Source organism: Afipia sp. GW823-FHT06G09 (assembly GCF_058794875.1).
Map to the genome: position 1 here is coordinate 711,545 of NZ_JBXAHF010000004.1, position 19,904 is coordinate 731,448.

The 19,904-nt window shown below is 62.0% G+C and carries 17 protein-coding genes and 1 tRNA gene; 10 read left to right on the forward strand and 8 right to left on the reverse strand.

The features are described from left to right. Positions 1 to 47: 47 nt before the first annotated feature. Positions 48 to 275 carry a pentapeptide MXKDX repeat protein gene (locus AC1Q67_RS20285; RefSeq protein ID WP_024577881.1) on the forward strand — a complete coding sequence of 76 codons (228 nt, stop codon included), beginning with the start codon at positions 48 to 50 and terminating at the stop codon, positions 273 to 275. A gap of 87 nt (positions 276 to 362) precedes the next feature. Here the strand turns inward: AC1Q67_RS20285 and AC1Q67_RS20290 are convergent, their stop codons facing one another. Further along, positions 363 to 704 carry a DUF6481 family protein gene (locus AC1Q67_RS20290; protein WP_024577882.1) on the reverse strand — a complete coding sequence of 114 codons (342 nt, stop codon included), beginning with the start codon at positions 702 to 704 and terminating at the stop codon, positions 363 to 365. Positions 705 to 947: 243 nt separating this feature from the next. Here AC1Q67_RS20290 and AC1Q67_RS20295 point away from each other — a divergent pair, with 243 nt between their 5' ends. Further along, positions 948 to 1,718 (forward strand): outer membrane protein, encoded by a 771-nt coding sequence (locus AC1Q67_RS20295; protein ID WP_492236585.1) that lies wholly within the window; start codon positions 948 to 950, stop codon positions 1,716 to 1,718. A gap of 186 nt (positions 1,719 to 1,904) precedes the next feature. Here the strand turns inward: AC1Q67_RS20295 and AC1Q67_RS20300 are convergent, their stop codons facing one another. The 5 genes from AC1Q67_RS20300 to AC1Q67_RS20320 all read right to left on the reverse strand — a co-directional run bounded on the left by AC1Q67_RS20300 (position 1,905) and on the right by AC1Q67_RS20320 (position 5,444). After that, positions 1,905 to 2,156, reverse strand: coding sequence for a DUF1488 family protein (locus AC1Q67_RS20300; protein WP_492236584.1), 252 nt, complete (start codon positions 2,154 to 2,156; stop codon positions 1,905 to 1,907). A gap of 65 nt (positions 2,157 to 2,221) precedes the next feature. Beyond that, positions 2,222 to 2,473, reverse strand: a complete 252-nt coding sequence (locus AC1Q67_RS20305; protein ID WP_492236583.1) for a DUF1488 family protein — start codon at positions 2,471 to 2,473, stop codon at positions 2,222 to 2,224. 118 nt (positions 2,474 to 2,591) lie between these two features. Then, positions 2,592 to 2,828 (reverse strand): hypothetical protein, encoded by a 237-nt coding sequence (locus AC1Q67_RS20310; protein WP_492236582.1) that lies wholly within the window; start codon positions 2,826 to 2,828, stop codon positions 2,592 to 2,594. Between the two features lie 144 nt (positions 2,829 to 2,972). Then, complete coding sequence (locus AC1Q67_RS20315; RefSeq protein ID WP_492236581.1) at positions 2,973 to 4,262, reverse strand: glycosyltransferase; 1,290 nt, start codon at positions 4,260 to 4,262, stop codon at positions 2,973 to 2,975. Positions 4,263 to 4,346: 84 nt separating this feature from the next. Further along, positions 4,347 to 5,444: an acyltransferase family protein gene (locus AC1Q67_RS20320; protein ID WP_492236580.1), complete on the reverse strand. Its 1,098-nt coding sequence runs from the start codon at positions 5,442 to 5,444 to the stop codon at positions 4,347 to 4,349. 315 nt (positions 5,445 to 5,759) lie between these two features. Between AC1Q67_RS20320 and AC1Q67_RS20325 the strand changes: the two genes are divergently transcribed. Together AC1Q67_RS20325 and AC1Q67_RS20330 are read left to right on the forward strand one after the other, a co-directional pair. Further along, positions 5,760 to 6,059 (forward strand): HU family DNA-binding protein, encoded by a 300-nt coding sequence (locus tag AC1Q67_RS20325; protein WP_024577889.1) that lies wholly within the window; start codon positions 5,760 to 5,762, stop codon positions 6,057 to 6,059. Between the two features lie 362 nt (positions 6,060 to 6,421). Continuing rightward, on the forward strand, positions 6,422 to 6,661 hold the full coding sequence (locus tag AC1Q67_RS20330; protein WP_492236579.1) for a hypothetical protein: 240 nt from the start codon (positions 6,422 to 6,424) through the stop codon (positions 6,659 to 6,661). A 38-nt stretch (positions 6,662 to 6,699) separates the two neighbouring features. Here the strand turns inward: AC1Q67_RS20330 and AC1Q67_RS20335 are convergent. Continuing rightward, positions 6,700 to 6,776 (reverse strand) — tRNA-Arg (locus tag AC1Q67_RS20335). Positions 6,777 to 7,093: 317 nt separating this feature from the next. Here AC1Q67_RS20335 and AC1Q67_RS20340 point away from each other — a divergent pair. From AC1Q67_RS20340 to AC1Q67_RS20365, 6 genes are all read left to right on the forward strand, one after another. Continuing rightward, positions 7,094 to 12,319 carry an alpha-2-macroglobulin family protein gene (locus AC1Q67_RS20340; protein WP_492236578.1) on the forward strand — a complete coding sequence of 1,742 codons (5,226 nt, stop codon included), beginning with the start codon at positions 7,094 to 7,096 and terminating at the stop codon, positions 12,317 to 12,319. A 260-nt stretch (positions 12,320 to 12,579) separates the two neighbouring features. After that, entirely contained in the window at positions 12,580 to 14,622 is a 2,043-nt protein-coding gene (gene pbpC, locus AC1Q67_RS20345; RefSeq protein ID WP_492236577.1) for a penicillin-binding protein 1C, read from the forward strand. 50 nt (positions 14,623 to 14,672) lie between these two features. After that, the gene (locus tag AC1Q67_RS20350) at positions 14,673 to 16,421 is read left to right on the forward strand and encodes an ArnT family glycosyltransferase (RefSeq protein WP_492236576.1); all 1,749 of its coding nucleotides are present in this window, start codon (positions 14,673 to 14,675) and stop codon (positions 16,419 to 16,421) included. After that, complete coding sequence (locus AC1Q67_RS20355) at positions 16,422 to 17,255, forward strand: phosphatase PAP2 family protein (protein WP_492236575.1); 834 nt, start codon at positions 16,422 to 16,424, stop codon at positions 17,253 to 17,255. It abuts the gene before it with no gap. 71 nt (positions 17,256 to 17,326) lie between these two features. After that, the gene (locus AC1Q67_RS20360) at positions 17,327 to 18,082 is read left to right on the forward strand and encodes a glycosyltransferase family 2 protein (protein WP_492236574.1); all 756 of its coding nucleotides are present in this window, start codon (positions 17,327 to 17,329) and stop codon (positions 18,080 to 18,082) included. Next, complete coding sequence (locus AC1Q67_RS20365) at positions 18,082 to 18,420, forward strand: lipid-A-disaccharide synthase N-terminal domain-containing protein (RefSeq protein ID WP_024577895.1); 339 nt, start codon at positions 18,082 to 18,084, stop codon at positions 18,418 to 18,420. Before AC1Q67_RS20360 ends, AC1Q67_RS20365 begins: the two co-directional genes overlap by 1 nt. 180 nt (positions 18,421 to 18,600) lie before the next feature. On the opposite strand, the gene metC is transcribed toward AC1Q67_RS20365, so the two are convergent. After that, positions 18,601 to 19,797 carry a cystathionine beta-lyase gene (metC, locus tag AC1Q67_RS20370; protein WP_492236573.1) on the reverse strand — a complete coding sequence of 399 codons (1,197 nt, stop codon included), beginning with the start codon at positions 19,795 to 19,797 and terminating at the stop codon, positions 18,601 to 18,603. Between the last annotated feature and the right edge of the window lie 107 nt (positions 19,798 to 19,904).

The following is a 19,904-nucleotide window of genomic DNA, read 5'->3' on the forward strand; positions in this document are numbered from 1 at the left end:
AAGCGACCTGCGTCGCATCAGAAAATGAATCGAGAGGACGGACTTAAATGGCACGCACCACACGTTTCACGCTCGGCGCCACCGCTGCAATTCTTTCGCTTGGCCTGGCATTCGCGCCGGCAGCCTTCGCTCAGGACAAGATGTCCAAGGACGGCATGAAGAAGGAAGATGCGATGTCGAAGGACAGCATGAAGAAAGACACCATGTCCAAGGATGGCATGAAGAAAGACAGCATGGCCAAGGACGGCATGAAAAAAGACGAGATGAAGAAGTAATCTTCATCTCGTCTTTGTTTTCTGCAGGCTCGCTCTCACGGCGGGCCTGCAGTATTCCGGACGCGCCGCGAGGCGCTGTTCGCCGTGTTACTTCCTTGCCTTGCGTGCGGCGTAGCGCGCATCGCGCGCGGCCTTCTGCTGTGCCTTGAGTTCAGCTTCGGCCGCTTCCTTTTCCGCCTGGAGACGGCGCGCCTCTGCTTCAGCCTGAGCCGCAAGCTCAGCTTCGCGCGCCAGCTTTTCAACACGGGCGGCTTCCCGCAGTTTCTGCGCTTCCGCGCGCGCGGCGGCCTGTGCCTGCCGCTCGGCAGCTTTCTTCAGCACCTCAGGATCGTTAGGGCCTGGCTTGGCCTTGAATTTCTCGAGGATGTTCTTTCTGGCGTTCTGCGCGGCCGCTGCACGGTCCGCGAAGCTTGGTTCCTTGAAACCCATACAGTCGATGTCTTTCTGTGTTCAGCGTTTCGCTGGGCAGGCTTGTATCAGATTTTGAGCCCATGTCCGGAATTTGACGCGAGGTACGAATAGGACAGCATGGTTGTCCAAAACGGTACTGGGGTGAGGATAAATGCTGGCTGTGGCCTTCGGGTGACAGACTTTGGTCGTCAGCCGTGATGGTATTCACGCACGGCGCGGTTCGCCAGCATTTTGAGCCACATAATTTTTTTGGAGTCTACCATGCGCAATTTTCTGATCGCGGCGGCAGCCGTTACAGCACTTTCAGCGGGCGCTGCCTCCGCCGCGGACATGGCCCCCCGGCCGTATGTCAAGGCGCCACCAATCGTGGACGTCTACAACTGGACCGGCTTCTACATCGGCGGCAACGTCGGCGGGCAGTGGCTGGATTCCAGCTATGATGCAAGCTATCCAACCCTGGCCCTGATTGGCTCGCGCGGCCTTCGCGACACGAGCGTCATCGGCGGCGGCCAGATCGGCTACAACTGGCAATTCTCGCCAAACTGGCTGCTCGGCATTGAAGGCGACATCAGCTATGCCGACCACGATACGGGGGCGCTGATCCTTCAGACCGCAATTCCAACGGACCACATTGACGGCAATGCCCGTTTGCGGACGCAGGGCGCGATCCGTGGACGCCTGGGTTGGACCTCGAATGCGTGGCTGCTTTACGCGGTCGGCGGCGTCGCGTTTGGCCAGACGGACACCACCCTGAGTATCGTACGTAATGGCGTCGGTGCGGACACGCGTACCAGTTCGGACACCCGGGTCGGCTGGACCGTCGGTGCAGGCGTCGAATACATGATGATGCCGAACTGGATCCTGGGCGTCGAATATCGTTACACCGATCTCGGCCGCGCCAGCGTGGTCGTTCCTGCTGGTGCATTTCCGGTGGGACATGGCGACGGGTTTGGCAGCGCGGACTATCGCACCAATGATGTCAGGGCTCGCATCAGCTACAAGTTCGGCGGCCCGGTTGTCGCAAAGTACTGACCATCGTTCCTGATCCATGACGAACTGAAGACAACGGACGACCCGTACTTTCTTACTTTCTCCAGTTTCAAACTTAAGCCCGGCCTTGCGCCGGGCTTTTTTGCTCTCTGTGGCGGGTTACGACCAGCGATGACCTCCCGCCGGAGTGATGACGGCCACCACCGGCGCTTCGAATCGCGATGGTTCTCAGGGGTTCAGGTCGTCCGTGGTCAAGACGAAGCCGTGGTCGGAATGCTTTTCGCGCTGCATCTTCGCGATAGCGAGATATTCGATCTCGGCCCGGTGCTTCACAAAAATTGCAATGAGTTGACCGTGGTTGAGGTGCTCGTCGATCACACGCTCGCGGTTCAAGAGGGCAGCCTCAGTTATCCGGCACCTCTCGGTATTTCCCTCGTACCGCACAACGAAGTCGACGTAGTCGCCGCTAACGACAGCCATGAGGGTGACCCTCCGCTACCTCCAGTCTTAACCGACAGCCGGCTGTTAGGTTCCGGTAAGGTGTTTCACCGGTTCAGGTCCTCAGTGGTCAGGATAATACCGAGCAGAGAATCATGGCCGCTCTCCAGCTTCACAACCGCAATACGTTCAATTTCAGCCCTGTGTTTTTCAAATATCGCCAGAAGCTGGTCGTGGTTGGTGTCTTTCTTTCGAACGCCCTCCTTGTTCGTAAGGGCGATATCAGACACTCGGCATTTTTGCATTTTGCCGCCGAATTCAACAAGGAAATGCACGCAGTCGCCGACAACGACAGCCATTGGCTTGCTCCTCGGGTATCTGCGATCCTTACAAATGGCGGCTGGCCGGCCCCGCACAAGCGCGTGCGGCATCATGGCTGAAGCCTTCCTCAACGGCGCCGACGCGGGAGGCTGCCGATCAGTCCTTCAAATCGAACTGCTTGCCGAGATGGTCGCCTATCTGGACGATGCGCGCGACGCACTCGCCGTAACCCACGGAGGACTGGGTGGCGTCGTCAGCGGTTGTCCGAAACTTCCAGGAAGCACCAGCCGGGATCACAGAGACGCTGATGCCCTCGGGACAATCAGCGTAGTGATTCATTTCTTCCTTGAGGAGGGCAAGGAGATCTGTCGAGGTCTTTGCAGGTTTGCACATGTCACGCACCTCCAGGTGGTGATGGAGCGAGACTAACACGAGATTTGAGACGACAGGAGACGCAGCTTGAGCCTGATTTCGGGCCAGGCGCGGCTGAGAGATGCAACCGCATCAACCGGTCAATGCCGAATGTCCGAGGACATATCAGGCATTGCGCGCTGATTTAACGGAGGCGGGGAGCTGAACAATCTCACCCCGATGCTCGGCCTTCACACCGGCTGCGTCGAGGTAGTTTTGAATGGTGTCGTTGATGCTGTGCTTTCGATCCAGCTTTGGAAAATCCACAATGCGCAGGCGCCCGACCATGCGGTCCGTACCCTTTGGCCCCAACAAAATCTTTTGAGCGAGTTCGATGTAATTCCCGATGTCGAAGTACTGAAACGTGTTCGGAAGATACTTTTCCATCTCGAGAAACTGTAGCGATCGCGTGAAGTAACAGATCCTGCTCAGTTCGACGGCCTGATTTGCTGGACCGGACGCGGATTGGCCGGTGTTGAGATAGGGCATGACGGCCGCATCGCACACCTTCATCGCAAGAAGGAGATCGTCGTCGCTGACATTGCTGATGAAATGAACTCTCTTCGTCAGCTTGTGTTTCTCGACAAGCTTGATCAACCGGGCGAGATACGGCTGAAGGCCGTCGCCGATCCTCAGAGTTGCTTCATGGACGCCGGAGAACATCAGGAGGTGATAGTTCTCGGGCAGATGATTCAGCGTGAGGATCGCAGTGTCGAAGCCCTTTTGCGGACCCAGAAAGCCGAACACTCCGATGAAGCGCACGTTCTCGGAAACATCCGGGAGAACCGATGGCAGGCTCGACACGTGAGCCTTGTCATCTATCGCGTCAATAAAACTCTCCGACATGTATGACAGCGGATTATCCCGGATCTCGACGCCCGGAAGGATTCGCTTGAGGACCCGTTCATCCGCCTTGCTGTGGGCAATGGCGCTCACTTTATGCTTTCGGGCAGACGCGATAATGCCACCAAGCATCAGCCGCCAGGTGAAAATCGAGTGCACGTTACGGACAAGTCTTGCGAGCCCGCGCACGGACAGATTTCGCGCTGTGTCCTTGAAGAGCCCCCGATACTCGTGCGGGAGGATCGAATGAAACGTAACGATCAGCTCTTTTGAGTTGTCCAGCACGGCCTGGAAGCGGCGCCGGATCTGGGACGGAGTTAGACCGAAAAGACTGGGTTCAAGCTGAATACAGACGATGTCGAAATTCCGCAGTCCGGGAGCGATGCCGGCAATATATTCATCGCCCTTCCTTTGATCCTTTTCATCACGCAGCGTTTCGCGCGGAAGAGGGACGACCGTAATGTCCAGATAGGGATCGAGAGCCAGCTTCAAAAAGCTGCTGTAATGCGCGATCCCGCAGCGCTCATTCCACGTGGAGAGAAGCGCTACCCGCTTTCTCGATCCGTTGATCACACGAGGACCCCTGAGATTGTGGCCGAAGGCATCGAAAACAGATCCGTAATCGTTTGATATGGCCACAGAAAATCCAACTCAGCATCAAAAATCTTGCGTGGACGGTCGCGCAACGGCCCCATAGCGGCCTCGGCCCGTCAGCCAGGTCAGGAATGTGCGCGCCTTGTCTTTTTGCTTTTCGGTGACGATTGAGAGCGCCACGGCAATTCCGGCAGCGATGAGGGAAATCTGAACCTGGATATTGTTGTAACCGGACACATAAGCCCAGGCAGGCAACAAAGCCGCGACAAGCTTGATGAGCGGTGTCGTGTAGATATAGACGCTGAATGTCGTTCCTGCGGCGGCTTTTATGATCGCGGAGACGGTCGCTTGCGGGCGGGTGATGCTGCCGCAAACTCCGATCATGCCGATGACGTGGATCGCGATCAGCAGGGATATCAGCCAGTCCAGAAGAAAGGCGTTCGAAAAATAGAACATATAGCCCGTCGCGACGCTCAGGGGGCCGAGAACCTGGATTGCGGTGAATTCGTAAAGCGGAAAACGCAGCATCACCACGTAGATCACGAGTGGGACTCCCGCAAACAGGAGTCCGAGAGTGGGTTGCGGCCGCCAGCGCTTTTGAATGTGGTAGGCCGCGACTCCGGCGAGCCAGCACGGCATGAGCGCGGCGATCTTGGGGCCCATGATAAAAAGCACCGCGCTGCCGGCTATGATCTTTGTTCGCCTGTCCCTCGGATAGAACACGGCGGCAAAGAACACGTAGTACCAGACCTCATAGGTGAGCGACCAATAAGGACCGTTTGAAAAACACGGGTAACTGTTGTCCCAGATGTAGCTCGTCATTGTCAGGCACACAGCCAGAGACTTTGCCATCTCGTCGAGTGGCGCAAATGCCGGCGTGCCTTGAGGCCAGAGAGGGCGCACGTAGCTGTCAATGAGGACAGTGATAACAACAGCCGGAATGGCGACTGTCGCGATCCGTGCGATCCGGTTGATCGCGTATTGAGCCCCCGTGAGATCCCTCTCGGTTGCGGTGTATGCGATCAGATAGCCGGACAGCACGAAGAACAGAATGACCGCGTCATGAGCGAGGGAGCGCCACGCCAGTGCGTGTCCAAACAGGACAACTCCCGCAGCGATAATGCGCAGTGCGTCCAGATATGTCGATATCGCCGGATTCATCGCATTCGCGCGAGTTGTGCGGCGGAAATTGCCGTTTGTTTTTCTTCACTATGATCAGGCAGTGCCGGAAACCGCGGTCGCCAGAGCCAGTGAAGCGCCGTTTAACTGACCGCAAAGTCGCCTGCAAGGCGCTTGGATTCTCGATCCGCGCATAGTTGGCGATCTGACCAAAAGCTCCAATCATCGGCCTGCGGAGCAGAAAAGCTGGGGATTCTCCGCGAATCCAGTGCATTGCTGGCGTGGTTTCGCGCTAATTCCAGCTTTATCGGCCGCAAACGACGTAAAGTCTGCTGGCACGAATCACTGGGAGCCAACATGGCAACGCAACTGACCAAGTCGCAGCTGATCGAGAAGATCGCTTCGGAAAATGAAATCGCAAAGAAGGACGTCAAGGGCGTCCTCGAGACGCTGGCCTCCATCGGCTACAAGGAACTCAAGAAAAACGGCGTATTCCTGCTGCCGGGTTTCGCGAAGTTCGTTGTGATCAAGAAGCCGGCCACCAAGGCGCGCAAGGGTACCAACCCCTTCACCGGCGAGCCGATGACCTTCAAGGCCAAGCCGGCCCGCAAGATCGTCCGGGCACGGCCGGTCAAGGCCGCCAAGGATGCGGTCTGAACGACGACTGCCTGAATGCATAAAGGCCCGCCGGTTCATCCCGGCGGGTTTTTAGCAATGAACGCTCCGCGGACTTTCCAGGCCATCCTCGCGCGAAGCGGGTGAGGGTTGTGGCCGGGGAGGCTGCGGCTTTGCACTTGGCGGGATTTTCGCGGCGTCCGTCATCGGGCAAATTCCTTATGATGCGTTGCAGCATTACATAAGGCGTTTCGCTCCAAATCCCCGTCATCCTTTAGTCTTGGATGCTTCCGGCAGACCACAACTGCTGGTTCAACAGTCTGCGCCTGCACGGCACTTCCCGCGATCGCCGGGAACGGATTCCCCATTGATCTCTTAAACAATGGCGTATCCAGGAGCCGGCCATGACAGACCAAATTCCCCCGCAGCCATTCATCTATGAAGGGCTGGACCTTGTCGAAGACGAGGATCGTTTCGGCATTGGCAAGCTGTCGGCCGCGGTAAAATCTCTCAGTGATCTTGTGGAGGGCGCCAAGAAGCCCGGCATGCCACTCAGCATCCTGAGCAATATTGCGCGCGAAGCCCCACTCGGGTCGCTGCTCGCGGCCTTCGTGCTCGGCATTGCAATCGGGCGGCGGCGCTGAGCTGCGCTCGATTTTCTCCGGATGGATCTGGCACGAGTTGGCGATCCCGACAGGATTCGAACCTGTAACCCGCGGAGTAGAAATCCGCTACTCTATCCAGTTGAGCTACGGGACCGTTGGGGCCTTCATATCACCCCGCGTGTGAAAAAACCGCCACCGGCAGTGAAATTTTCTGAACCTTTCCATAGGCTCGGCTGACAAATCGGCAGGGTATGCCCAAGGGCCTGGATTGCCTTTCGGTTCTCCCGACCTAAGGTCCTGTATTTGCCGGGTCAATGGTTTGGTGCGCTATCTCGCGCCGCATGTAGGCGGCGGTCGCGCGGAATCTTTTGACCCGATATCGGTACGACCATGAGTCCGTCACGATTCGCGCATTGTCTTATTTTTCAGGGCGACCGTCATTCTCCGTGTCGCCGGCAGGGAGTTTTCGTCATGATCGGTCTGGTCCGCGCCATCTCGGTTTGCGCCACACTGGCGCTCGGTCTGGTTTCAGCCAACGCCGCCGACAAGGCGTTCAAGCGGGACGATCTGGCGGACTCGGCGATCCGGCTCGAGGCCCAGATCAAGACCGAGGCCGGGATCATCAACAAGACCGCGGCGACGCTGAAGTCGGATACCGATGCCGCTTTCAAGCGCAGCGACCTGCGCGGTGCGCTGGTCCTGCTGGGGCAGACGGCAGCCGTCGCCCCCGAGGACAGCGGCAACTGGCTGCGGCTGGCCAAAACGGTTTTCCAGATACGTCCGGCGGATAACCGTGAGCGGACCTTCTTCCATGAGCGCGCGTCCACCGCCGCTTATATTGCCTATCAGCGCGCGGCGAATGCGGGCGAGGAAGCCGATGCGCTGGCGGTGCTCGGCAGCGCGCTGGCGGAGCGCAAGCTCTGGCGTCCGGCGCTCGATGCGCTGCGCCTGTCGCTCGATCAGAAAGAGGTCGCGGACGTGCGCGGCCAGTACGAAAAGTTGCGCGACGAGAAGGGCTTCCGGCTGCTGGATTACAGCGTGGACTCGGATTCCGCTTCCCCACGCGCCTGTTTCCAGTTCTCCGAAGACCTCGCCAAGCGGGCCGACTTCAATCCCTTCGTGGCGCTCGGCGGCACGGATAGCCCGGCGCTGACATCTGAAGAAAAGCAGCTTTGCGTCGAGGGACTCAAGCACGGCGAGCGCTACACCATCAACCTGCGCGCCGGTCTGCCGTCGACCGTGAAGGAGACCCTGCCGAAGTCCGCCGAGTTCAACATCTATGTCCGCGACCGCAAGCCGTTCGTGCGCTTCACCGGCCGCGCCTATGTGCTTCCGCGCACCGGCCAGAAGGGCATCCCCCTGGTCAGCGTCAACACGCCGGCCGTCTCGGTAAACATCTTCCGGATCGGCGACCGCAACCTGATCAACTCGGTGCTGGGCAGCGACTTCCAGCGCAGCCTGTCGAGCTATGAACTGTCCGACCTCGGCAACGAGAAGGGCGTCAAGGTCTGGACCGGTGAGGTCGCAACCGCTGCCACGCTCAACGCCGATGTCGTCACTGCATTCCCGATCGATCAGGCCGTCGGCGACATGCAGCCCGGCGTCTATGTGATGACCGCGGCCGCCAAGGGGCCGGGATCGTCTTCGGGTGACGATGATTCAAGTTCGCTGGCGACCCAGTGGTTCATCGTCTCCGACCTCGGCCTGACGGCCTATTCGGGCAACGACGGCGTCCATGTGTTCGTCAACTCGCTCGCGTCAACCGAGCCGACGGCGAATGCCGAGGTTCGTCTGGTGTCGCGCAGCAACGAAGTGCTCGCGACACGCAAGACCGACAGCGCGGGTCACGTGTTGTTTGAAGCCGGGCTGGCGCGCGGTGAGGGCGGCCTGTCGCCCGCGCTGCTCTCGGTGTCCGGCGACAAGGGCGACTATGCCTTCCTCAGCCTCAAGTCCAATGCGTTCGACCTGACCGATCGCGGCGTCTCGGGTCGCACAGTGCCTGCAGGCCCGGACGCATTTGTCTACACCGAACGCGGTGTCTACCGCTCCGGCGAGACGGTATACCTCACGGCGCTGCTGCGCGACGGCAAGGGCAACGGTGTCACCGGCACGCCGATGACGCTGGTGGTCGAGCGCCCCGACGGCGTGGAATTCCGCCGGTCCGTCGTGCCGGATCAGGGCGCGGGTGGCCGCAGCCTGACGCTGCCGCTCAATTCGGCGGTGCCGACCGGCACCTGGCGGGTCCGCGCCTTCACCGATCCGAAGGCGCCGTCGGTGGGCGAAACCACCTTCATGGTCGAGGATTATGTCGCCGACCGGATCGAATTCACCTTAATTTCCAAGGCGAAGCAGATCACGGCTGAACTTCCTGCAGAACTTGAGGTCGATGGCCGCTTCCTCTACGGCGCACCGGCATCCGGCCTCGCTCTCGAAGGCGACATGCTGGTGACGACCGCGACGGACCGTCCGGGCTATGCCGGCTACAAGTTCGGCGTCGCCGACGAGGAAACGGCGAGCAACGAGCGCACGCCGCTGGAAAACCTGCCGGAGGCCGATGCCAACGGCAAGGCGACCTTCAAGGTCAGCCTGCCGAAACCGCCGTCCTCGACGCGTCCGCAGGAAGCGCAGATCTTCGTCCGCATGGTGGAAACCGGCGGCCGCGCGGTCGAGCGCAAGCTGACGATTCCGGTCGCGCCCAATGAGGCCATGATCGGCGTCAAGCCGCTGTTCGCCGACAAGAGCGTGGCCGAGGGCGACCCAGCCAGCTTCGACGTTGTGTTCGCAGCCCCTGACGGCAAGTCACTCGCGCGCAGCGACCTGCGCTACGAACTGCTCAAGCTTGAATCCCGGTATCAATGGTACCGGCAGGGCTCGTCCTGGGATTACGAGCCGGTAAAATCCACCAAGCGCGTGGCTGACGGCGCCGTCGCGCTGACGGCCGACAAGCCCGCGCGCATCACGGTCTCGCCGCAGCCGGGCCGTTATCGCCTCGACGTGAAGACCGGCGACAACGATGGCCCGATCACCTCGGTGCAGTTCGATGTCGGCTGGTATTCCGACGGCAGCGCCGACACGCCGGACCTCTTGGAAACCTCCATCGACAAGCCGGAATACAAGTCCGGCGACACCATGGTCGTGTCCGTGAATGCGCGCACCGCAGGCAAACTCACCATCAATGTGCTGGGCGACCGTCTGCTGACCACGCAGTCCGCTGACATCAAGGAAGGCCAGAACAAGATCAACCTCACAGTCGGCAAGGACTGGGGCACGGGCGCCTATGTGGTCGCCACGCTGCGCCGTCCGCTCGATGCCGCTGCCCAGCGCATGCCGGGCCGCGCCATCGGTCTCAAGTGGTTCGGGATCGACAAGGCAGAGCGCACGCTCAAGGTCTCGCTGACGCCGCCGGCGCTGGTGCGTCCGGGAACGGCGCTCAAGCTGCCCGTCAAGATTGAAGGCCTCAGCCGCGGCGAAGACGCCAAGATCGTGGTGGCGGCCGTCGATGTCGGCATTCTCAATCTGACCAACTACAAGCCGCCCGCGCCGGACGATTACTATCTCGGCCAGCGCCGCATGACGTCCGAAATCCGCGATCTCTATGGGCAACTGATCGACGGCATGCAGGGCACACGCGGCCAGATCCGCACCGGCGGTGACGGCGCTGCTGCTGAGTTGCAGGGTAGCCCTCCGACCCAGAAGCCGCTCGCGCTTTATTCCGGCATCGTCACAGTCGGCGCCGATGGTACGGCAAACATCTCCTTCGACATTCCGGAGTTTGCCGGCACCGCGCGCGTCATGGCCGTGGCCTGGACCGCCACGAAAGTGGGGCGCGCCAACACCGACGTGACGGTTCGCGATCCTGTGGTGCTGACGGCGACGTTGCCGCGCTTCCTGCTCAGCGGCGATCGCGGCACCATGAACCTCGATCTCGACAACGTAGAAGGCGCTGCGGGCGATTACATCATCTCCGTTAAGCCCTCGGGTCCGGTGAAACTCACCGGCAACCCGGCGACCACGATGCGGCTGGCTGCCAAGCAGCGCAGCACCGTTGCGCTCGCCATCGATGCGACAGGTGGAGCAGGCGCTGCCGCGCTCGACGTGAACATCACGGGACCGAACGGGCTGACGCTCGCGCGGCACTACGACCTCAACGTCAAGCCGGCGACGCAGATCCTCGCGCGCCGCTCGGTTCGCACGCTGGCGAAGGGCGAGAGCCTGACACTGACGTCGGACATGTTCTCCGATCTCGTGCAGGGCACCGGCGGGGTGCAACTGTCGGTCGGCCTGTCTACCGCGCTCGATGCCGCCACGATCCTGAAAGCGCTGGACCGTTATCCGTTCGGATGCTCCGAGCAGATCACCAGCCGTGCGATGCCGCTGCTGTATGTCAACGATCTCGCGGCGGAGAACCACCTGGCGCTGGATACGGGTGTCGATCAACGCATCAAGGACGCCATCGATCGTCTGCTTGCGCGGCAAGGCTCCAACGGTTCGTTCGGCCTGTGGTCGGCGGGCGGCGACGATGCCTGGCTCGACGCCTATGTCACCGATTTCCTGACGCGGGCACGCGAGAAGGGCTTTGCCGTGCCGGACGTGCTGTTCAAGACTGCGCTGGACCGCATCCGCAACTCGGTGGTCAATGCCGACGAGCCAGAGAAGGACGGCGGCCGCGATCTCGCCTATGGCCTCTATGTGCTGGCGAAGAATGGCACCGCGCCGATCGGCGACCTGCGCTATCTGGCCGACACCAAGCTGAACAACATCGCCACTCCCATCGCCAAGGCACAGTTGGCCGCGGCGCTGGCGCTGGTCGGTGACCGCGCACGCGCCGAGCGCGTGTACGCGGCGGCGGTGAATAGCCTTGCACCGAAACCCGCGCTTGAATTCGGCCGCATGGACTACGGCTCGTCGCTGCGCGATGCGGCGGCCCTGGTCTCACTGTCCAGCGAAGGCAATGCGCCGAAGGCGACGATCAGCCTCGCGGTCGAACGCGTCGAGGCCGCACGCGGTCTCACGCCCTACACCTCGACGCAGGAAAACGCGTGGCTGGTGCTGGCCTCGCGGGCGCTCGCGAAGGAGGCGAACAGCCTTGCGGTAACGGTCAACGGTGAGACCGCGAAGAACGCGGTCTATCGCAATTATCGCAGTGCAGACGTCGCGGCAAAGCCGATCACTATCACCAATAGCGGCGAGACGCCGGTGCAGGCGGTGGTCTCGGTCACCGGCGCGCCGATCACGCCGGAACCTGCGGCCTCGAACGGCTTCAAGATCGAGCGCAATTTCTTCACGCTCGACGGCAAGCCCGCCGATGTCAGCAAGGCCAAGCAGAACGACCGCTTCGCCGTCGTGCTGAAGGTCACCGAAGCCAAGCCGGAGTTCGGCCGCATCATGGTGGTCGATTATCTCCCGGCGGGCCTCGAGATCGACAATCCGAAGCTGGTGTCGTCCGGCGACTCGGGAACGCTCGACTGGATCGAGGACGGCGAGGAGCCGGAGAACACCGAGTTCCGCGATGACCGCTTTAGCGCGGCGATCGAACGCGAAGCCAAGGACGAAGCCGTGTTCACGGTCGCCTACATCGTGCGCGCGGTCTCGCCCGGCAAGTACGTGCTGCCGCAGGCCTATGTGGAGGACATGTACAATCCCTCGCGCTACGGCCGCACGGGTACGGGCGCTGTCGAGGTGACGAAAGCGAAATGAACGGGAAGGGCGACCATAACTCTCAGGTCACCGGCGAAACTTTTCCGGTCGTCCCGGCGCAGCGGATGCATGCTCTTGCTTCACCTCTCCCGTGGGGAGAGGTTGGATCGCGAAGCGATCCGGGTGAGGGCGTAGAATCTATCGATGGATCGAGAGCCCCTCACCCCAACCCTCTCCCCACCGGGGAGAGGGTGCCGATTTCGCTCGCTGCAAGGTCGGCACCGCGGAGAGACATACTTCGCAGCTTCGCACTATCGACCATGGCTGTGTTTGCTTTCCTGGTCACCGCCGCCTCCATCTGGATCGCCTCACTCCCGCCGCTGCCTTTCGCTGATGCAAAGAAGGCCTCCACCACCATCCTCGACCGCAACGGCAAGCTGCTGCGCGCCTTCGCGATGGCGGATGGCCGCTGGCGCTTGCCCTCTCACGCAAAGGACGTCGATCCCGGCTATCTCAATCTGCTGCTGAGCTACGAGGACAAGCGCTTCCGCTCGCACATCGGCGTCGATCCGCTGGCGATCGGACGTGCCGCGTTTCAACTCGTGACGCGCGGGCATATCGTGTCCGGCGGTTCGACCATCACCATGCAAGTGGCGCGGCTGATGGAGCCACGGCAGGAGCGCTCGGTCTCGGCCAAGATGCGGCAGATGGTCCGCGCGATCCAGCTTGAGCACAAACTCGGCAAGAACGAGATCCTCGATCTCTATCTCACCCTCGCGCCGTTCGGCGGAAACCTCGAGGGCGTGCGCGCCGCGTCGTTCGCTTACTTCGGCAAGGAGCCGAAGCGGTTGTCGCTGGCGGAGTCCGCGCTGCTGGTCGCATTGCCACAGTCGCCGGAAACGCGGCGGCTCGACCGTCATCCGGAAGCCGCGCGCGCCGCGCGCGATCATGTCCTATCGCTCATGGTTGCGGATGGACGTGTGTCTGCCGACGATGCGGCTCAGGCGAAGCGCGAAGCCGTGCCACGCCTGCGCAAGCCGATGCCGCTGCTGGCTCCGCATTCGACCGACCAGTCGCTGGCGATCATGAAGGACACGCCGCTGATCCAGCTCACGCTGGATTCAACGATCCAGAAAGCGCTGGAGTCGCTGGCGCGAGATCGCGCGATTGCACTCGGGCCTGACGTCTCGGTCGGCATTCTCGCGGTCGACAACGAGAGCGGCGATGTGCTGGCGCATGTCGGATCGTCCGATTACTTCGACACAAGGCGCGCGGGGCAGGTGGACATGACTCGCGCTGTGCGCTCGCCGGGCTCGACGCTCAAGCCGTTCATCTACGGTCTCGCGTTCGAGGATGGTTTTGTGCATCCCGAAAGCCTGATCGAGGACCGTCCGATCCGCTACGGCTCTTACGCGCCGGAAAACTTCGACATGACGTTTCAGGGCACCGTCACTGTGCGCAAGGCGTTGCAGATGTCGCTCAACGTCCCCGCCATCGCGCTGCTCGACCGCATCGGCTCCAACCGGCTGACGGCGCGGATCAAGCAGGCGGGTGCGAACCTGATCCTGCCGAAGGACGAAACGCCGGGCCTCGCCATGGGCCTCGGCGGCGTCGGCGTCACACTGAACGATCTCGTCCGGCTCTATTCGGGATTTCCCCGGCTTGGCGAGACGATGGCGCTGCGGGAAATCGTGCGGCCGGACGACGCAGCCGAGCCCGAGACGCGGCGTCTGCTCGATCCATCGGCCGCATGGCTGGTCGGCAATGTGCTGATGGGCACGCCGCCACCGGACAACGCGCCGCATAACCGGCTCGCGTTCAAAACGGGCACCAGCTACGGCTACCGCGATGCCTGGTCGGTCGGTTTCGACGGCCGGATGACCATCGGGGTCTGGGTTGGGCGGCCTGATGGCGCGCCGGTTCCGGGCCTGACCGGCCGGACGGCCGCGGCTCCGATCCTGTTCGATGCTTTTGCGCGTACCGGCAGGCTGCCGATGGCGCTCCCGAAGGCCCCAAAGGGGACCCTGATAGCGAGCAACGCCAGGTTGCCGCTGCCGTTGCGGCGTTTCCGTCCGTCAGGCGACTTCGTTCGGACCGGCAGCGAACAGGCTCTGCGTATCCAGTTCCCGCTGAACGGCTCACGGATCGACGCCTTTGGAGGCGGAGAAGCCGGTCAGTCGGCCATGCCGGTGAAGGTCGCGGGCGGGGTGCTGCCCATGACCATGATGGTTAACGGCGTGGCGGTCGGAAACATCGACAGCCGGCGCCAGAAACTGGTCGACCCGCCGGGGCCGGGCTTTGTCCGGCTGACAGTGATGGATGCGACTGGCGCGGCGGACACAGTCGTCGTGAGAATTCAGTAGGGCGGGCTCAACCTGTTGTCCGGCTATCGGTTTCAGCGTATGCGGAACCGATGGCTGAGACCTACCCAAGACCCAGATTTGGCGCGCCGCGCGAACCGGTTGAGCAGAAGAATCCCGGCAGCGGACTCGTGCGCGTGGTCGATTTTGCGGTCGGAAGCCATGCCCGCGCCGTCGCGTTGCTTGTGCTGGCCGGCCTGCTGTTTTTCCTGCCCGGTTTCTTCAACATTCCGCCGGTCGACCGCGACGAAGCCCGCTTCGCGCAGGCGACCAAGCAAATGGTCGAGAGCGGCGATTTCGTCGACATCCGTTTCCAGGACGAGGTGCGCTACAAGAAGCCCGTCGGCATCTACTGGGCGCAGGCCGCAGTCGTCGAGACTGCATCCAAGCTCGGCCTGCCGCGCGCGCAGGTCCGCATCTGGCTGTATCGCATTCCCTCACTGATCGGCGCCATCGGCGCGGTGCTGCTGACCTACTGGACGGCGCTGGCATTCGTCACGCGCCGCGGCGCGCTGCTCGCCGGGCTGATCATGTGCAGTTCGATCCTGCTGGGTGTCGAAGCGCGTCTGGCGAAGACCGACGCGATGCTGCTGCTGACCACCACGGCGGTCATGGGCGCGATGGCGCGCGCCTATCTGTCGTGGCAGCGCGGCGACGACAATCCTCATCCGTCGTGGACGCTCGCGTTTGCGTTCTGGACGGCGATTGCAGGCGGCATTCTGCTGAAGGGCCCGCTGATCCTGATGTTCGTCGCGACGACCGTCGTGACCCTCGCGGTTCTCGATCGTTCGTCAGCGTGGCTGTGGCGTCTGCGTCCAGTCTGGGGATTGATGTGGACGCTGGTGCTGGTGCTGCCCTGGTTCGTCGCGATCTTCCTCAAGGCGGGCGATAGCTTTTTCGCGAACTCGCTTGGCGCAGACATGCTGAGCAAGGTCGCCAGTCCACAGGAGTCGCACGGCGCGCCTCCGGGACTCTACTTCATCCTGTTCTGGGTGACGTTCTGGCCGGGAGCAACGCTGGCGGGTCTTGCGGTGCCTGCGGTCTGGCGCGCGCGCCGTGAGCCCGGTGCACAGTTCCTGCTGGCATGGCTGTTGCCGGCCTGGATCGTCTTCGAACTCGTCATCACCAAGCTGCCGCACTATGTGCTGCCGCTTTATCCGGCCATCGCCATCCTGATCGTCGGCGCGCTGGAGCGCAAAGTGCTGTCGCGTTCCGCATGGATCGTGCGCGGGGCGGCATGGTGGTTCGTGTTGCCGCTGATCATCACCGTCGCATCCATCATCGGCGCGATCGCGCTGCTGCGGCAGCCGGAGTTTCTGGCCTGGCCGTTCGCGGCCGGTGCGCTGATCTTCGGGCTCTTCGCCTGGTGGATGTATGACGACACTCACGCCGAGCGTTCTCTGCTGAATGCGATCGGCGCGTCGTGGTTCATGGCGGCTTGTATTTACGGCGTTGTAGTGCCGTCGCTTGCGCCGTTGTTCCCGAGCGTCCAGATCGCGCGTGCGCTGCGCAGCGTCGAATGCGTCGGACCGGCGGCCGCGGCCGCTGGTTTCCAGGAGCCGAGCCTCGTCTTCATGGTGGGCACGTCGACCGTCCTGACCAACGGCTCGGGCGCGGCGGACTTCCTGTTGCAGGGAAGCTGCCGGTTTGCGCTCGTGGAATGGCGCGAGGAGCGCGCATTCGCGCAGCGGGCCGAAGCAATCGGGTTGCGTTACAACGCCGGCACGCGCATCGATGGTTATAATTTCTCGCAAGGCCGCGCGATTTCGGTCGCCATCTTCCGCTCCGAAGGTACGGAGTAAATGGCGACTGGACCCGGCGCGCGACCGGCAAATTATGTGACGCGGGTCGGGCAAGTTGCGTGGCAGTCGGTGGCGCGGCTGGTGCGTGCGCCGTCGCACTCGCGGCGTGCCGAGGCGCGCCGCGCCCTCGCAAGGCGATGGATTGGCGTTGCCGCACTGACGGCGATCGCCATCGGCATTCTGATGTTCGCAGTCGATGTCGCGGCCATCAAGCAGATGCCGGCACGGGGCACGGCCAGCCTGTGGTGGCTGCGGATCTTCACCGATTTCGGCAAGTCGACCTATGTGCTGTGGACGCTGGCGGGACTGCTCTTCGTCGTTCTGCTGGTCCAGCCGTTGCTCAGCGGCGTCTTGCGATCGATCCTGATCGCGTTCGGCGTGCGCATTCAGTATCTGTTTTTCGCGGTGCTGTTCGCGGTGCTGTGCGGCGAGCTTCTGAAATACATCATCGGCCGGAGCCGGCCCTTTGTCGGCGGCGATGCCAACGCGTTTTTCTACCAGCATTTTGCCGGCAATCCGGCGTTCGAGAGTCTGCCGTCCGGTCACGCGACCACGGCGTTTGCGCTGGCCTTCGCGGTCTCCGCCGTGTGGCGGCGGATGACGCTTTTCATGTTCGTGTATGCGGTGCTGATCTGCGTCAGCAGGGTGGTGCTGCTGGCCCATCACCCGAGCGACGTGGTCGCGGGGGCGCTGACCGGGATCATCGGCGCGATGATCGTCCAGTACTGGTTCGCGGCCCGCCGCCTCGGGTTCAAGATCGTAAGCGGCGGGGCCATTGAAACCCTCGCAGGACCGTCATGGCCTGCCCTGAAAAAGGTTGCTCGCGGGGCTTAGGCACCATAATAAGCGGTCGCCCGCCGCGGTTTTGACTGCTTTTGCGGGCGTTTGGACCCCAATCGGCATATATGAGCGATCAATCACCAAAATCCGGCCTGCCGGCCCCCGACGTATCGATTGTGGTTCCGGTCCGCAATGAACAGGACAACGTCGCGCCGCTGATCGCCGAGATCGCTTCCGCGCTGGATGGCCGCTGGGCCTACGAGATCATCTACGTCAACGACGGATCGACCGACGCGACCGGCGAGCGGCTCGCCGCCGAGATGAAGGCGCGAAGCAACGTGCGCCAGATTCGGCACGCGGCCTCCAGCGGGCAATCCGCTGCGGTACGAACCGGCGTTCGCGCCGCGCGCGGAAAGATCGTCGCGACGCTCGACGGCGACGGTCAGAACAACCCGGCGTTTCTCCCGGCCTTGATCGAGGCGATCGAGAAGGGCGGCGACAAGGTCGGCCTCGCCGCGGGACAGCGCGTCGGCCGCAAGGACACCGGCTTCAAGCGGTTTCAGTCGCGCGCGGCCAACGGCGTGCGCAACGCGATCCTTCATGACGGCACCCGCGATACCGGCTGCGGATTGAAGGCGCTGCGCCGTGATGTGTTCCTTGCTTTGCCATATTTCGATGGTCTGCATCGCTTTCTTCCGGCGCTGGTGCGGCGGGAGGGATACGACATCGTCTATGTCGATGTGATCGATCGGCCGCGCCATTCCGGTGTATCGAACTACGGATTCTTCGACCGGCTCTGGATCGGCATCATGGATCTTGCAGGCGTGTGGTGGCTGATCCGCCGCAAGAAATCCACGCCGGTTGCGACGGAGGTGACGTGATGCTGATTCAGTTCGGTCAGCAACTCGGCGACTATCTTTACGACGTCTTCGTCGCGAAGTTCGATTTCTGGCTCGCGTTCGGCCTGATCGCGCAGTTGCTGTTCACGGCACGCTTCCTCGTGCAGTGGATATCGAGTGAGCGTGCGGGCCAGAGCGTTGTGCCGATGGCGTTCTGGTTCTTTTCGATGGGCGGTGGACTGATGACGCTGGTCTACGGCATCGCCAAGCGCGAGCCGGTGATCATCCTGGGGCAGGGACTGGCGACCCTTATCTACATCCGCAACATCATGCTGATCGTGAAGAACCGCGGTTCAGGCTCCAAGGTCGAGAAGAGCTGAAAAGTCAGCAACTCGTCATTGCGAGGAGCGCCGTCACCCGAAGATTTCTCTGGTGTCATGGCCGGGCTTCGTCCCGGCCAGCCACGTCTTGCTTGACCCTTGCTTTTCAGAAGACGTGGATGCCCGGCACAAGGCCGGCCATGACGAACTTGGGCTAAGTGATCGATTTCTTGTCGGTTACTACGCCGCCGCCTTCAGCGCTGCGAAACCTCGCTCAAGATCGGCCTTCAGGTCATCGAGATTTTCCAGCCCGATGTGGAAACGCAGCGTCGGCCCGCCCGGATTCCATGTCGTCGCCGTGCGGTAGGACGAACAGTCGAACGGAATCACAAGGCTCTCGAAGCCGCCCCACGAATAACCCATGCCGAACAGTGTGAGGGTGTCGAGGAAGGCGTCGACCGCCTGCTTCGGCGCCGGCTTCAGCACGATGCTGAACAGACCGGTTGCGCCGGTGAAGTCGCGTTTCCAGATCGCATGACCCGGATCGGTCTCCAGCGCCGGGTGAATGACCCGCTGCACTTCCGGGCGCGAGGCAAACCAGCGCGCCATCTCGAGACCCGCTTGTTGGTGATGCGCGAGTCGTACAGCCAGCGTTCGGAGTCCGCGGAGAGCCAGAAAGACATCGTCCGGCCCGGCGCAGACGCCAAGCAGCCGAATCGCCTCCGTGATGAGCGGCCAGGTTTTCGCGTTGGCGGAAATGGTGCCGAACATGATGTCGGAGTGACCGCCGATGTATTTCGTGCCGGCCTGAATGCTGATGTCGACGCCCTGATCGAGCGAGCGGTGAAACAGCGGCGTCGCCCAGGTGTTGTCATCGACGACAAGCGCGCCCTTGGCGTGGGCGATGGCCGCGATGGCCGGAATGTCTGGCATCTCGAATGACTGCGATCCAGGCGCCTCCACGAGGACGGCTTTGGTGTTCGGCCGGAACAGCTTCTCGATGCCCGCGCCAATCAGCGGATCGAAATAGGTGGTCTCGATTCCGTAACGCTTGAGCAGGCTGTCGCAGAAATTCCGGGTGGGGCGATAGACGCTGTCGATGACGAGTAAGTGATCGCCTGCCTTGAGAATCGCCAGAAGAGCTGTGGAAATCGCGGCCACGCCGGACGGTGCCAGTCCCACGCCGGCGCAGTTCGGTCCCTCGAGCGCCATCAGGGCCTGCTGGAGCGCCTTTGTGGTCGGCGTGCCGTGCCGTCCGTACTGAAATTCTCCGCGATGGGCATGGAGATCTTCCGCCGTCGGATAAAGCACCGTCGAACCGCGCACGATCGGCGGGTTGATGAAGCCTTTTTGCGCAACGGTGTCGCGTCCGGACGTGACCAATTCGGTCTGCGGATCAAGCGGTTTGGAAGGGCGATTGTCTTTTGGGGAGTTCATATGACGGTCACTTGTACAAGACATCTTGCCGCAGCCGCGACGGGGGCTGCTCGACAAAAGGCAATGTGCTGCCTATGGGTCAATAAGCTGACCGCAATGGCGGACGT